This is a genomic window from Bradyrhizobium symbiodeficiens, from assembly GCF_002266465.3.
Lineage (GTDB): Bacteria > Pseudomonadota > Alphaproteobacteria > Rhizobiales > Xanthobacteraceae > Bradyrhizobium > Bradyrhizobium symbiodeficiens.
Genome location: NZ_CP029427.2, coordinates 3,154,485 through 3,168,831 on the forward strand (window position 1 = coordinate 3,154,485; position 14,347 = coordinate 3,168,831).

General features: G+C 63.8%; 11 protein-coding genes and 1 tRNA gene. 7 read left to right on the top strand and 5 right to left on the bottom strand.

Annotated features, from left to right (window positions below; translation table 11 throughout):
- The first annotated feature begins 34 nt into the window (after positions 1–34).
- Positions 35–937, top strand: coding sequence for a ribonuclease Z (gene rnz, locus CIT39_RS14385; RefSeq protein WP_094974662.1), 903 nt, complete (start codon positions 35–37; stop codon positions 935–937).
- 41 nt (positions 938–978) lie between these two features.
- Here rnz and CIT39_RS14390 read toward each other — a convergent pair whose 3' ends face one another.
- The gene (locus tag CIT39_RS14390; RefSeq protein ID WP_094974661.1) at positions 979–1,710 is read right to left on the bottom strand and encodes a DUF3750 domain-containing protein; all 732 of its coding nucleotides are present in this window, start codon (positions 1,708–1,710) and stop codon (positions 979–981) included.
- An 82-nt stretch (positions 1,711–1,792) separates the two neighbouring features.
- Here CIT39_RS14390 and CIT39_RS14395 point away from each other — a divergent pair, with 82 nt between their 5' ends.
- From CIT39_RS14395 to CIT39_RS14405, 3 genes are all read left to right on the top strand, one after another.
- On the top strand, positions 1,793–2,095 hold the full coding sequence (locus CIT39_RS14395) for a hypothetical protein (protein WP_094974660.1): 303 nt from the start codon (positions 1,793–1,795) through the stop codon (positions 2,093–2,095).
- A 177-nt stretch (positions 2,096–2,272) separates the two neighbouring features.
- A tRNA-Gln gene (locus CIT39_RS14400) sits at positions 2,273–2,346 on the top strand.
- A gap of 167 nt (positions 2,347–2,513) precedes the next feature.
- Positions 2,514–2,876: a DUF1428 domain-containing protein gene (locus tag CIT39_RS14405; protein ID WP_162308502.1), complete on the top strand. Its 363-nt coding sequence runs from the start codon at positions 2,514–2,516 to the stop codon at positions 2,874–2,876.
- Between the two features lie 17 nt (positions 2,877–2,893).
- On the opposite strand, the gene CIT39_RS14410 is transcribed toward CIT39_RS14405, so the two are convergent.
- A complete protein-coding gene (locus tag CIT39_RS14410) occupies positions 2,894–3,568 on the bottom strand; it encodes a TetR/AcrR family transcriptional regulator (protein WP_162308503.1) in 675 nt (224 codons plus the stop codon).
- Between the two features lie 121 nt (positions 3,569–3,689).
- Between CIT39_RS14410 and CIT39_RS14415 the strand changes: the two genes are divergently transcribed.
- Positions 3,690–5,978 (top strand): arylsulfatase, encoded by a 2,289-nt coding sequence (locus tag CIT39_RS14415; RefSeq protein WP_094974657.1) that lies wholly within the window; start codon positions 3,690–3,692, stop codon positions 5,976–5,978.
- Positions 5,979–6,151: 173 nt separating this feature from the next.
- Here CIT39_RS14415 and CIT39_RS14420 read toward each other — a convergent pair whose 3' ends face one another.
- From CIT39_RS14420 to CIT39_RS14430, 3 genes are all read right to left on the bottom strand, one after another.
- Positions 6,152–6,712: an invasion associated locus B family protein gene (locus CIT39_RS14420; RefSeq protein WP_162308504.1), complete on the bottom strand. Its 561-nt coding sequence runs from the start codon at positions 6,710–6,712 to the stop codon at positions 6,152–6,154.
- Between the two features lie 65 nt (positions 6,713–6,777).
- Positions 6,778–9,924: a multidrug efflux RND transporter permease subunit gene (locus CIT39_RS14425; RefSeq protein WP_094974656.1), complete on the bottom strand. Its 3,147-nt coding sequence runs from the start codon at positions 9,922–9,924 to the stop codon at positions 6,778–6,780.
- Positions 9,921–11,096, bottom strand: coding sequence for an efflux RND transporter periplasmic adaptor subunit (locus CIT39_RS14430; protein ID WP_162308505.1), 1,176 nt, complete (start codon positions 11,094–11,096; stop codon positions 9,921–9,923). The genes CIT39_RS14425 and CIT39_RS14430 overlap by 4 nt, the downstream gene beginning before the upstream one ends.
- Before the next feature lie 378 nt (positions 11,097–11,474).
- Here CIT39_RS14430 and CIT39_RS14435 point away from each other — a divergent pair, with 378 nt between their 5' ends.
- Together CIT39_RS14435 and CIT39_RS14440 are read left to right on the top strand one after the other, a co-directional pair.
- Positions 11,475–11,714, top strand: coding sequence for a hypothetical protein (locus CIT39_RS14435; RefSeq protein WP_018319817.1), 240 nt, complete (start codon positions 11,475–11,477; stop codon positions 11,712–11,714).
- A gap of 226 nt (positions 11,715–11,940) precedes the next feature.
- Positions 11,941–14,346, top strand: a complete 2,406-nt coding sequence (locus tag CIT39_RS14440; RefSeq protein WP_094974654.1) for a TonB-dependent receptor — start codon at positions 11,941–11,943, stop codon at positions 14,344–14,346.
- Position 14,347 lies beyond the last annotated feature (1 nt).

Genomic DNA, 14,347 nt, shown 5'->3' on the forward strand with positions numbered 1-14,347 from the left:
GGAAGGCCGCTTCATCTCTGGACAAACGACGACTATGTTCGCCCTGACATTTCTCGGGACCTCCGCAAGTGTTCCGTCCGCCGAACGCAACCATCCGGCCCTCCTCGTGGAGGCCGCGGGCCAGCGCATGCTGGTCGATTGCGGCGAGGGCACGCAGCGCCAGTTGCTACGCAGTGGCGCCGGCTTTCGGCGGCTCGACCGCGTGCTGCTGACGCACGCGCATCTCGATCATGTGCTGGGCATCCCCGGTCTGTTTTCAACATTGGGATTGCGGCGGAGTGCCGACGCGATGACCATTCATGGCGGGCTTGGCACACTCGACATCGTCATCCGGATGCTCGCGGGCCTGTGGGGTGCGGGCAGGGCGCCGATCCCTGTCGAGTTCGCAGCCTTGAGCGAAGGACAGGTCATCGATGCCGGTGACTTCACCATCGCCTGCTTTCCGGTTCGCCACCGCGACACCGACAGTTTTGGTTTCGTCTTCCAAAGTCCCGCGCGCCGTCATCTCTTGTCGGAACGCCTTTCGGCCCTGGGCGTGCCGGATGGCCCTATCCGTGGAGAGTTGGCTGCGGGACGAGCCATCGTGATCGGTGATCGCACGATCGATCCGGAAGACGTCCTGGGTCCGCCGAGCGGCGGCAAGAGGCTCGTCGTGATCGGCGACACCGAAACCACCGAGGGGCTGGCGCAACACGTCGCTGATGCCGATCTGCTCGTGATCGAGGCAACGTTCCTCGATCGTGACGCGTCGACCGCGCGGGACTACGGGCATCTCACCGCGGCAGAAGCGGCGTCGTTTGCGGCAGCGAGCAATGTGAAGCAGCTCGTGCTGACCCATATGTCGGGACGCTATGAGGACGAAGAGGTCCTCGCCGAGGCGGCAAGGATCTTTCCGAACAGCCGGATCGCCGCCGACTTCGATCACATCGCGATCTAGCCGTCGCGCCGAAACATCGCCAATCGCCGTCTCGGCCGCCGCTATAGACCGGCGCCAACACCGAGGCGGCCGATGCCCGGCAGCTTGACGGCAGGCCGCCGGATGTCGAGGCCGAGCACGGCGCCGAAGAAGTTGAGCTCGAGGCCTTCGACCCAGCCCAGGGTCAGGCCGAGATAGCCGGAGAGCGAGGCATAGAAGCCGGTGCGCGAGGCGGTCAGCCCAATCCATTCCCCGGAATAGGGATAATCCTTGCCGATCGCGGTCGGCGGCAGAACCGCGCGAAGCTCCGGCACGGCATCAAGAGCGGCTTGAACGAAGGTGTTCGAATTCGGTCCCGGCCAGGCGCTGTAGTCGCCGTAGGCTCGAAACTTGTAGGTCTCGATCACAGTCCGGATCCTGGGAATGAGGAACTCGGCCTGTGGCCCATCTACGGCGACGACGGTTTCCGGCAGGGCGCCGAACCACCTTCCATCGGGGGCGAAGCCGTTGCTCCGGATCGGTTCGCCCCACGCCGTGTAGTCGTATCGGCTATAGCTGGTCGCATCCTTTTCCTTGACGACGATCCACGTGTGGACGGCGAAGATGCTTCGCCACCGGACCGTTCGGGCCGCATAAACCCGGATCAGGGCATCGGGATGGGAAGAAGCGGGCGGCAGCAGGCCCGCGCTGGAACGGTCGGCCGTCTGCCAATTGCCGCGGCCATCTCCAAGCCAATAGTACCGCGCGGCCGATAGGCCGAACGGCACGATCAGGAGCAGGAAGAAAATGAGCACGGTTCTTCGCAAGGAGAGATCGGGTTTCGGAAGGAAGCCTTGAGGATATAAGTCGTGAAAGCACTTTCACAATGATGTTCGAATGCAGATCGTCGGCCGTAAGGTCGCGCGGGACACGTTCGCGAAGAGATCGCTCATCGTCTATCCCTCGCATTTTCTCTTCATCCAGATCGCGATCAATCTGCAGCTGTTTGATCCGGTCACGCTCACCAATCCGTACATTGTCAGTCATTGGCGAATTCTGTTTCAGACCTTGGGCATCCTGCTCGCATCCACGATGGTCGCGCTCGCCTTCGAGTTCTCGGTGCAGCGATGGATCGACCGGGCACGCCGATCGCTGTTCTACAGCCGCAAAGGACCGCAGGATTCCTTCGGGCAGGGTTGAGACCTCTCCGTCTTGCCCACGCGAACGCAGCAAGAACAAGCCGGCGATGTTCACAGAAGGGCTGGACCGCGAAGGTCAGCGCGGCTATATGAGCGGCCTGCGAGCCGCTGATTTGCAAAACGATCAGCCCGCCCTGCAGAGCTTCCGAAGAAAGCTTAGCGATTTCAAGCGCTTCGGTGGGGAATGGTGTAACGGTAGCACAACAGACTCTGACTCTGTTTGTCTTGGTTCGAATCCAGGTTCCCCAGCCAGCTCCGGGCCTTCCAAGGTCCGGCTCTCCAGGTCCCTCAGTGACAGTGATTGGTCCACCGGCCGCGCCGCCGATCGCGACCGTTTGCCTCATCTGAAATCGCGTTTCCCCGGTCGGATCGCCGCGCGCTCCATCGTCCTTGGGGCACACAAATCGAGGAGATCCGTGATGCCCTATGTCGATGGTTTCGTTCTGGCCGTGCCGAAGGACAAGGTCGAGGCCTACAAGACGCTGGCGACGAGCGCCTGCGCGATCTGGATGGAGCACGGCGCGCTCGATTACGTCGAGTGCATCGCCGACGACGTTCCCTACGGCGAACTGACCTCGTTTCCGCGCGCAGTGATGGCGAAGGAGGACGAGGTCGTGGTGTTCTCCTGGATCGTCTACCGCGACCGGGAGACCCGCGACGCCGTGAACAAGAAGGTGATGGCGGATCCGCGGCTGAAGATGGAGGGCATGCCGTTCGACGGCAAGCGCATGATCTATGGTGGCTTCACGACGCTGTTGCGGGCGAGCGACGTTGTCAGCTGACAGCGGGAGCAAGAGGCCTATCTCGGAGGCGCGCGGTCGACCTCGGCCTGCAGCAGCAACGCCAGGCAACCGGCGAGCCGCGTCTCCATTTCTTTGGACGACAGCGACAATGGGCCGGGATCGTTGAGGATCGCGTTCACCAGCGTGCCCAGCACGATCTGGAAGCCGAAGGCGATGGCGCGGGTCTTTGCCGCCTTGCGGCCCTTGCCCATGGCCGGCAGCAGGAGCGGGGTGGCACGCGCGGTGGTGGCCTGCGCGAGCGCCTTGAACGGCGTCCATTTGTCCGGACGGGTGTCGTCGTGCTGAAGCGCGGCGCGCAGCACGCCCTCGTGGTTGCGCATCCAGCCGATGATGCCGCTGACGATGATATGGCAGAGCCTCTCGAGGTCCGGATCGGGTGACGGCGGCCTGATCCCCGCAAGGCGCTGTTCGCCGTCGCGCGTGGCCAGCGCCATCAGCGCGTTGAAATAGGTCTCCTTGCTCTCGAAACGGCTGTAGAAGGCGCCGACGGTGGCGCCGACTTCGGTGCAGAGCGACTCGATCGAGAGCTCCGCAAGGCTGCGTGTCCTCAGCATCTCGGCGCCGGCGCGCAGCAGCGCCAGCGTGGTTTCTCGGCTGCGCTTCTGCCGCGACGGGGCGACGCCCGGCAGGTCGAAATCGCGAAACACCGGCTGGTCTGACCGTGGGCGCATCCGTGCTTGCATCCGCCAAAAATCATAATCATAATTCTGATTATAATTTAGGGCGAGGCGGGCCGCGGGTCAATCGCGGGCGCGACGACAATGAAACACCGGGTCCGGCAGGGAGGATCAGATGAGTGCAGGCAGCGGCACGCCGTTCGGCGGCACCGTCGGCAAGACGGTTGCGGAGTCAAAACCCTGGTGGCCGGATGCGCCAAGGCCGCCCGCGGGGGCGCCGAACATCCTCGTGGTGCTGTTCGACGACGTCGGCTTCTCCGATTTCGGCTGCTACGGCTCGGCGATCAGGACGCCGACCATCGACAGGCTCGCCGCAGAGGGCCTGCGCTACAGCGGCTTCCACACCACCGCGATGTGCTCGACGACGCGCGCCGCGCTGCTCACCGGGCGCAACCATCATTCCGTCGGGGTCGGGTGCCTCGCCAATTTCGATTCCGGCTATCCCGGTTATCGCGGCAAGATCGCGCGCGAGGCGGGCACGCTGGCCGAGATGCTTCGCGTGCATGGCTATCGCAACTACATGGTCGGCAAATGGCACGTCACGCCGCTGACCGAGAGCGGCGCCACCGGCCCGTTCGACGGCTGGCCGCTCGGCCGCGGCTTCGATCGCTTCTACGGCTTCCTCGACGCCGAGACCGACCAGTACGCACCGGAGCTCGTCTCCGACAACACGCATATCGATCCGCCGGGCGGCCATGCCGACGGCTATCATCTGACAGAGGATCTGATCGACCAATCGATCCGCTTCATCGGCGATCACGTCGCCGATCGTCCTGACGTGCCCTGGCTGACCTGGGTCGCGCTCGGGGCCTGCCACGCGCCGCATCAGGCGCCGGCCGAGATCATCGGGAGCTATGACGCTGCCTTCGCCCATGGCTGGGACGTCGAGCGGGAGCAGCGTCTCGCCTGCCAAAAGGCGATGGGCCTGGTGCCCGGGGATACGCGGATGCCCGCACGCAATGACGGCGTGAAGGCCTGGGAGGAGCATTCGGCCGACGAGCGCCGCGTTTTCACCCGCCTGCAGGCGGCCTTTGCCGGCATGCTCGACCATTCCGACCGCCATCTTGCGCGTCTCGTCGCATTTCTCGACACGGCCGGCATCCGCGATAACACCGTGATCATCGTGATGTCCGACAATGGCGCGAGCCAGGAAGGCGGGCCGCTCGGCTTCGTCAACGCGATGGGACCGTTCAACTTCAAGCCGGAGCCGATCGCCGAGAAGCTCGCACGTATCGACGACATCGGCGGGCCCGACACCCACAGCAATTTTCCGCATGGCTGGGCGATGGCGTCCAACACGCCGCTGCGCCGCTACAAGCAGAACACCCATGGCGGCGGTATCCGCGATCCCTTCGTCATCAACTGGCCGAACAGGATCGCGGCCAAGGGCGAGCTGCGGCACCAGTTCGTGCACGCCTGCGACCTCACGCCGACGCTGTTGGAGCTGATCGGCATCGAGGCGCCCATCGATATCGCAGGCTGCCGGCAGATGCCGCTGGAAGGCGAGAGCTTTGCACGTTCGATTACTGATGCCTCGGCACCGTCGAAGAGCTCGCCGCAATATTTCGAGATGTTCGGTCATCGCGGTCTCTGGCACGGGGGGTGGAAGGCGGTCGCCTTTCATCCGTCGGGGACGCCGTTCGAGAACGACAAATGGGAGCTGTTCCATCTGGACGCGGATTTCTCCGAGACCGACGATCTCGCGACGAAGGAGCCGGAGCGTCTCGCAACGATGATCGCGACATGGTGGGAAGAGGCCGAGAAGCACAAGGTGCTGCCCCTCGACGACCGCTTCGGGCCGCGCTTTGCCGAGAATGCCGCACGTTTCCACGGCGCGCGCCACCATTTCGTCTTCCACGCAGGCATGGGGCACGTGCCGACCGACGTCGCGCCGGACGTGCGCAGCCGCAGCTACACGATCGAGGCGCATGTCGAGATCGGCGAGGCCGGCGCCGACGGCGTGCTGATCTCGCACGGCGATGCGACGTCGGGCTACAGCCTCTATCTCAGCGACGGCCATCTCGTGCACGATCTCAACATCGGCGGCAGCCACCAGATCGTGCGTTCCGATCGCTCGGTGCCGTCAGGCGCGCGCCGGCTCGGCGTGCACGTCGAACGCCTCGTGCGCAAGGAGGCGCCCGCCAAGGGCTCGCGCACCGGCGTCACCGAATATACGCTGCTGATCGACGGCGAGCCCGCGGGTTCGCTCCACACCCAGCTCGGCTTTCACACGCTGATCTCGTGGTCCGGACTCGACATCGGCCGCGACCGCGGCAGCCCCGTGTCACATTACGAGGCGCCGTTCGAATTCGCCGGACGGCTGCTGCGCGTCACTGTCACCATGCACAATGACCAGAAGCTCGACGGCGAAGCCGTCGGCAACGCGCAGATGGCGCGGCAGTAGGAGGGGGCCCGGCCTTCATGGTTCGAGACGCCCGCATTGCGGGCTCCTCACCATCAGGGTCTGAGATTTCGCCGCGCCCCAAACCTCATCCTGAGGAGCCCGCAAAGCGGGCGTCTCGAAGGATAGGCCGCAAGGAAAGTTTCCGCGGCACAGTCGGCAAGAGAGATCCGGGACTACTTGATCTTGTCGTAGGCCGCCGCGAAATCGCCCAGCGGAATCGGGATCGCGATCGTCTCCTTGGCCATGTTCTGGAAGGAGACCTTGAGCTGCTTGCCCGACCGCAACGCGGCAAGCAGGTCCGGCGCGATCGGCGAAGAGGCGTAGCAGCCGCGGTTCTCGCAGGTCTGGATCTGCAGGTCGACGGTCTTGCCCTCGTCGACCTGGAGCTTGGCGCCGATGGGAAGGTTGAGGCCGAGCGGCAATTGCAGCAGCGCCACCGGCGTGCGGGTATCGGGCGCGATGCGGATGTTGATCAGGACGATGGTCTGGCCAGTCTTGGTCAGCACCGCGTTCTGCTCCATCGCGCATTCGAGCGGCGCATCACGGCTGGCACTGGTGCAGCGCACGATCCAGCCGGCCTGTTGCGCAGGCGAGCCGTCGGCCTGCGGCTGCGTCGGAGCCGGCTGTGCCGCCGGAGCGGGGGCGTTCTTCTTGGTGCCGTGCTGGGCATAAGCGGCGCCAGTCGACAGCAGGACAGCAGCGACGAGGGCGACAAGTCTGGATTGCATGAGCATGGCGAAACCGCATTGGCGTGAACCGGGGCCTCGCTGTAGCGTCGCCGGAACAGCCGTGCAAGCCGCTACTCGGCAGCTTCCTTGACGGTGCCGTGCTCGACCGCCTCGCCGCTTTCGCCGTCACCCGAACGGCCCCAGCCCGAGAACCAGTTGTTGAGCTCGTCGAGATAGAGATAGACCACCGGCGTCGTGAACAGCGTCAGCGCCTGGCTGACGATCAGGCCGCCGACCATGGCGTAGCCGAGCGGCTGGCGGATCTCGGCGCCGGTGCCGTGACCGAGCATCAGCGGTACGCCGCCGAGCAGTGCGGCCATCGTCGTCATCATGATCGGGCGGAAGCGGAGCAGGGCGGCCTGGCGGATCGATTCCGCCGGCGTCTTGTGCTCGTCGCGCTCGGCGGCGATGGCGAAGTCGACCATCATGATGCCGTTCTTCTTCACGATGCCGATCAGGAGAATGATTCCGATCAAGGCAATGAGGCTGAAGTCGAAGCCCGCCGCCATCAGGATCAGAAGCGCGCCGACGCCGGCCGAGGGCAGCGTCGACAGGATCGTGATCGGATGTATGTAGCTCTCGTAGAGGATGCCGAGGATCAAATAGACCACGACGAGCGCGGCGAGGATCAGTAGCGGCACGGTGCCGAGCGATTGCTGGAACGCCTGTGCGGTGCCCTGGAAGCTCGAGTTCAGCGTCGGCGGCGCGCCGAGATCGGCCATCGCCTTCTGCACGGCTTCCGTCGCCTGACCGAGCGCGACGCCCTGGCCGAGGTTGAAGCTGATCGTGATCGCCGGGAACTGGCCCTGGTGGCTGATCGAGAGCGGACGGACCGGATCGGTGGTCCAGGTCGCGAACGTCGACAGCGGCACCTGGTCGCCGGTCAGCGGCGACTTCAGATAAAGCTTGTTGAGGCTGTCGAGATTGCCCTGCATCTCCGGCAGGATCTCGAGGATTACCTTGTAGGTGTTGAGCTGGGTGAAATACTGCGTGACCTGCCGCTGGCCGAAGGCGTCGTAGAGCGTGTCGTCGATCAGCTGCGGCTGGATGCCGTAGCGCGCGGCGGTGTCGCGGTTGATCTTGAGTTGGACCGTGGTGCCCTGGGTCTGCTGGTCGGTTGCGACGTCGCGCAACTGGGGCAGCGTCTGCATCTTGGCGAGGATCTTGGGCGCCCATTCGTTGAGTTCGTCCAGATTGGCGTCCTGCAGCGTGAATTCAAACTGCGTGCGCGTCGGCCGGCCGCCGAGCCGCACGTCCTGGGCTGCCTGCATGTAGAGGCGGGCGCCCTGGACCTTGTCGAACTGGGGGCGCAGTCGCGCGATGATCTGCTGAGCCGAGGCCTCGCGCTTGTCGCGCGGCTTCAGCGTGATGAATATGTTGCCGTTGTTGCCGGCGCGGCCGCTGCCGCCGATCGACATCGCGACGCTGGCAACGTCGGGATCGGCGAGGATGATCTTGCCGAGCTGTTCCTGACGCCGGGTCATCTCCTTGAACGAAATGTCCTGCGAGGCTTCCGAAGTCGCCGTGATCAGGCCGACGTCCTGCTGCGGGAAGAAACCCTTCGGGATCAGGACGAACAAATAGATCGACAGTCCGAGCGTGGCGAAGAATATCGCCAGCGTGGTGCGCCGCCAGGCGAGGGCATGGTCGAGTCCATATTCGTAGCCGCGCAGCATCCCGTCGAAGGCGCGCTCGCTCCATTGATAGAACTTGCCGTGGGTCACTTCGCCATGCGCGCGAAGGAAGCGCGAGGCCATCATCGGCGTCAGGGTCAGCGACACGAACATCGAGACGAAGATGGTCATGGCCAGCACGACGGCGAATTCGCGGAACAGGCGCCCGATGATGCCGCCCATCAGGAGCAGCGGGATCAGCACCGCGACCAGCGATATGCTGATCGATACGATGGTGAAGCCAATCTCCTTGGAGCCCTTGAAGGCCGCCGCCATCGGCGATTCGCCCTCCTCGATGTAACGCGTGATGTTCTCCAGCATCACGATGGCGTCGTCGACGACGAATCCGACTGCGATGGTGAGCGCCATCAGCGACAGATTGTCGAGCGAATAGCCGGCGACCCACATCAGGGCGCAGGCGCCCAGCAGCGCCAGCGGAACCGTGATGGCGGGAATGACGGTGGCCCAGAAGCTGCGCAGGAAAATGAAAATGACCATGACCACGAGGGCGATGGTCAGCAGCAGCGTGAACTGGACGTCCTCGACCGCCGCGCGGATGGTCGTGGTGCGGTCGCTGATGAGCTCGATCTTGATCGCGGGCGGGATCGCCGCCACCAGGCGGGGCAGGGTCGCCTTGATCCTGTCGACGGTATCGATGACGTTGGCGCCCGGCTGCTTGAAGATCACCAGGAACACGCCGCGCTTGCCGTTGGCCCAGGCCGCCTGCTTGGCGTCTTCAGCGGCGCTGACCGCCTGGCCGATGTCGCGGATTCGCAACGGAGCGCCGTTGCGATAGGCGATGATGACGTCGTTCCAGTCTTTCGCGTGCGTGAGCTGGTCGTTGGCGTAGATCGTGTAGGCGCGCCTTTCGCCGTCGATGTTGCCCTTCGGGCTGTCGACCGTGGTGATCGCGATCTGACTACGCACGTCCTCCATCGACAGGCCCTTGGCGACCAGTTTCGCCGGGTCGATCTGGATGCGGATGGAGGGCTTCTGCTGGCCGCCGATGAAGACCTGGGCGACGCCGGAGAGCTGGCTGATCTGCTGGGCGAGCTGGGCATCGACCGCGTCGCTGACGCTGGTCAGCGGCAGCGTCTCCGATGTTGCCGACAGCAGCAGGATCGGCGCGTCGGCCGGGTTGACCTTGCGGTAGGTCGGCGGCGAGGGCAGGTTCTTCGGCAACTGGCCGGAGGCGGCGTTGATGCCGCCCTGCACGTCGTTGGCGGCAGCGTCGATGCTGCGGTTGAGGTCGAACTGGATGGTGATCGACGCCGTGCCGAGATAACTGGTCGAGGTCATCTGGGCGATGCCGGGAATCTGGGCGAACTGACGCTCCAGAGGCTGCGCCACGGACGAGGCCATCGTCTCCGGGCTGCCGCCCGGCAAATTGGCGGTGATCTGGATGGTCGGGAAGTCGACCTGCGGCAACGGTGCGACCGGAAGCAGGGGATAGGCGACGAGACCGACAAAGAGAATGCCGGCCATCAGCAGCGAGGTGCCGATCGGGTATCGGATGAAAGGTGCCGAAATCCCGCCCCCGGTCATTCCTGTCGTACCTTGTTCTGGGTCGGGGCCGGGTTCGAGCTTGCCACCGCTGTCGAGACCAGGCTGCCGGGCTGCACCTTGAACTGGCCGCCGGTGATCACCTGCTGACCGGGGCTCAGCCCTTCCTCGATGACCGAATGTCCATCGATGGCGTAGCTGACCTTGATCTTGTGCAGCTCGGCCTTGTTGTCCTGGTTGACGGTATAGGCGTAGAGGCCGTTGGTCGAATGCTGGACTGCGTCATCCGGAACCACGGTCGCATCCTTCAGCGTCCGGACCAGAAGCCGCGTCGAGACCGACTGGCCCGGCCACAGCGCGTGGTCCTTGTTGTCGAACACCGCCTTGAGGCGGATCGTCCCGCTGGTGGTGTCGACCTGGTTGTTGATGACCGCAAGCTTGCCCTCGGCCAGCGTCTTCTTGCCGTCGGTGGTGAAAGCGATCACCTTGAGTGCGCCGGTCTTCTGACCTTCGCTGATATAGGGCAGCTGGTCTTCCGGCGCGGTGAAGATCACGGCGATCGGCTCGACCTGCGAAATCGTGACGATGCCCGTCTGCGTCGAGGCGTTGACGATGTTGCCGACGTCGACCTGGCGCAGGCCGGCGACGCCGGTGATCGGCGCCTTGACCCGGGTGTAGTCGAGCTGGGTCTGGGCGTTGGCGATCGCGGCTTCGTCGGCGGCGATCTGGGCGGTGAGCTGGGCGACGGTCGAGCGCTGGGTGTCGACGCGTTGCGCGGTCGCGAATTCGCCGAGCTTCATGGCGCGCTGAAGTTCGAGATTGGCGTTGGCGAGACTAGCCTCGTCCTGCGCCTTCTTGGCCTTGGCCTGGTCGAGCGTGGCTTGATAGGGACGGGGATCGATCGAGACCAGAAGCTCGCCCTGCTGGACGATCTGTCCTTCCTTGAAGGCGAGCTTGTCGATCTGGCCATCCACGCGGGTTCGGACTTGTACGGTGTTGAACCCCTGAACCGTGCCGAGACCGGTCAGATAGACCGGGAAGTCGACCTTCTGGACCGGGGCGACGCTCACCGGGACGGCAGACGGCCGGGGCGGCCCCTTGTCGGCGGTCTGGGCCTTGCCGGCGCTATGCCCGAATTTCTGCCAGCCATAGTAACCCGCGGAGGCCACGGCCGCGATGATCAGAATCCAGAGGATCGGCCGGGACTTTTTCATGTCGTCTCGTGTCGGCTCGTATGCCCCCAAGCTACGAATTATCAGGGCAACCGCAGGGTTCCAGCGAGCTTGTATATTACACGCCAAGTTCGAGTGTAAACAGCACTATCCGTCGAGAATCCTAAACAATTGGAAAGCTTTGCACCGTCTAGGCAATGGTCTGACGCGGCGGTGTGCAATGCTGCATTTTCCCGGCAGGCGCGATCGGCGCGCAAACCCTGTGCAGCACTCCCGGACGGTGTGCTCCGACCGAATGCGCGGTGCCGAGTCGCAGGTCGGCGCCGGTGACAAGAATGGTTCTAAGTCGCGCGGAGGCCGTTTCGATTGTCAGGGATATCGCCATCATCCATATCGGCACCGCCACACATGGAGCGCAGTATGGACGAACTGAACGGCAAGTTGATCGCGTGTCAGATTCTGATCACGGGATTGATCGCGCGTGTCGCTAATGAGCAGCGCGATCCCTTGCGCTTCCTCACCGACTTCCGAGACGAGATCAAAGCCGTCGTGAACGGTGTCAACATCGCCGGCATGGACTCAACCGATCGCGTGCGCGCTGTCGCGCTGAAAACCGTCGACGAATTGTTTTCGCTGATGAAGCCGCCGAGCAGCGATTGATGCTGTGAGCTAGATCGCCGATTTGCGCAGCATTCGCCGGCATCTTTTAGAACGAGTCCAATCTCGATTTAGAACGATTTCAAACTGTAGTTTAGAATCGTTTTGATCTGGATCGATTCAAGGGTTCTTGCGAGCTGCTTGCATTGACCCGAAATTTTGCGGCCGATACCAACAACTCATCGTTCGTCGAAGTGAATGAGCGAACAGGAAGATGGGGCGTTTGGTAATGGGGCAGGTGGTCGCACCGAAGTCGTTGCGTTCGGTCGCAGCATTCGATTTTGTAGATGAAAAGTTCGCAGGCGTTTTAGGCAAGAAAGCCTCGGCGGTTGCGAGCTTGATCGCAGTGGCGTCGGTGTCGACCGGCGCGCAGGCGCAGCAGTCGAACCTGCCGCCGGTGACGGTCGATGCGCCCGTCGAGCGTCCGCGTCCAACGGCGTCGAAGCCCTCGCCGGAACAGGTCCGCGCCCGCAACGCGATTCGTCGCGCGGCGCAGCGCGAGCAGGCCGCTCAACAGACGGCGCCGACAACGCCGTCAGGCGCTCCCGACGGCAATCCCTATGCCGATCCGGCCGCACCCTACAAGGTCGATCACGTCCAGGCGTCCGGCAAGTTCCCGGAGAAGATGCTGAACACGCCCAAGTCCATCACGGTGCTCAGCAAGGAAGTGCTCGAGGACAAGAACGCGACGACGCTGAAGGAGATCGGGCGCTCGACCGCGGGCGTGACGCTGGGTTCGGGCGAGGGCGGCAACGCGTTCGGCGACCGCTTCTTCATCCGCGGCTTCGACGCGCGCAACGACGTGTTCATCGACGGCATTCGCGATCCCGCGGTCTCCATCCGCGAGAACTTCTTCACCGAGCAGATCGAGATTCTGCGCGGGCCGGCATCTTCCTACGCCGGCCGCGGCACTGCCGGCGGCGCCATCAACATCGTCACCAAGCAGGCGGGCGACGTCAACTTCAAGCGCATGGGCACCGAGTTCGGTACCGACATGACCAAGCGCGTCACGCTCGACGTCAACCAGGTCATCGATCCGACCTTCTCGGTGCGCACCGGCGGCCTGTTCCAGGACGCCAACGTGGCCGGGCGCAATTATGTGACCGACAACCGCTGGGGCAGCTTCATCTCGACCAAGTACACCCCGACCAACGACATCAAGATCACGACGAACTACGTTCACACCGATCTCAGCGGCTATCCCGATTTCGGCGTGCCCTATTACAAGCAGGGCAATGTGCCGGTGACCTCGGCCGGCATTCCGCGCGGAAACTGGTACGGCTTCCTCAACCGCGACTTCCAGACGGCGCGGCAGGATTTCGGCACCGGCACGATCGAGTACAAGGTCAACGAGGCCATCACGTTGACCAGCAAGGTGCGCGGCGAGCACTCGCTGCTGAACTACATCGGCACGCTGCCGCAGAACCCGAACACGACCAGCCCCAATCCGCTGCTCTGGACCACGACGGCGAGCGCGCAGAGCCGCTACCAGAACGTGGACGTGTGGGCGAACCAGAACGAGGCCACGTTCAAGCTCGATACCGGCGGCGTCAAGCACACCGCCGTACTCGGCGTCGAATATTCGAACGAGAACATCTCGATCGACCGCTACACCGGCCTCTCGTCGGAACTGTTCGGCGGCGGTTCAACGAGCAACGGGGCCGTCACGGGAGTCAATCTGTACTCTCCGCAGTACACCAACATTCCCTTCAGCAACACGCCGTCGCTGATTGGAAACCCGACGCGCTACGGTGTCAACACCAGCAGCGTGTATGTCATGGACACCGCGAACTGGCAGGACACGATCATCGTCAACGGCGGCGTGCGCTACGACGGCTATAGTCAGAGCTCGTCCACAAACTCGGCCTATCTCAAGCAAAGCGCCGATCTCGTGAATTACAACGTCGGTTTGGTCTACAAGCCGATGTCGATCGGCAGCATCTATGCAGCCTATGCGACCTCGGCCAATCCGTTCGGTTCGGAGCTGGACGCGACCGGCACCGACTACGGCGGCGTTCCCGCCAACTCGACCATCCTGCTCGGGCCCGAGCGTAACAAGGCGGCTGAGGTCGGTACCAAATGGGAGCTCGCCGATCGCCACCTGCTGGTGACCGGTGCGCTGTTCCAAACCACCAAGGACAACGCGCGCGAGACCGTCAGCGGCCTGCTCACTTCGGGCGCTGCCTACAGGATCCAGGGCATCGACATCGAGGCGGAGGGCAAGATTACCGACCGCTGGAGTATCTTCGGCGGCCTGGTGCTGATGCAGTCGAAGGTCACGCAGAGCGGCGTCGCTTCCAACATCGGCCTGCAGCTTGCCAATATCGCCCACCAGTCGTTCAGCATGTTGACCAAATACAAGTTCGATGATGGCTGGGAACTCGGCGGCCAGGCGGTGTACCGCTCGAAGGTCTATGGCGGCACGTTCGCGGCGAACACCGGCAATGAGCTGCCGAGCTACTGGCGTTTCGACGCGTTCGTCGAGAAGAAGATCGACAAGAACTGGACCATGAAGTTCTACGCCCAGAACCTCACCAACAAGCTGTACTACGACACGCTCTATCGCAGCGCAGTGCCGTTCGTGGCGGTGGCGCCGGGCCGGGCCTTCTACATCGTGACCACGGCGAAGTTCTGAT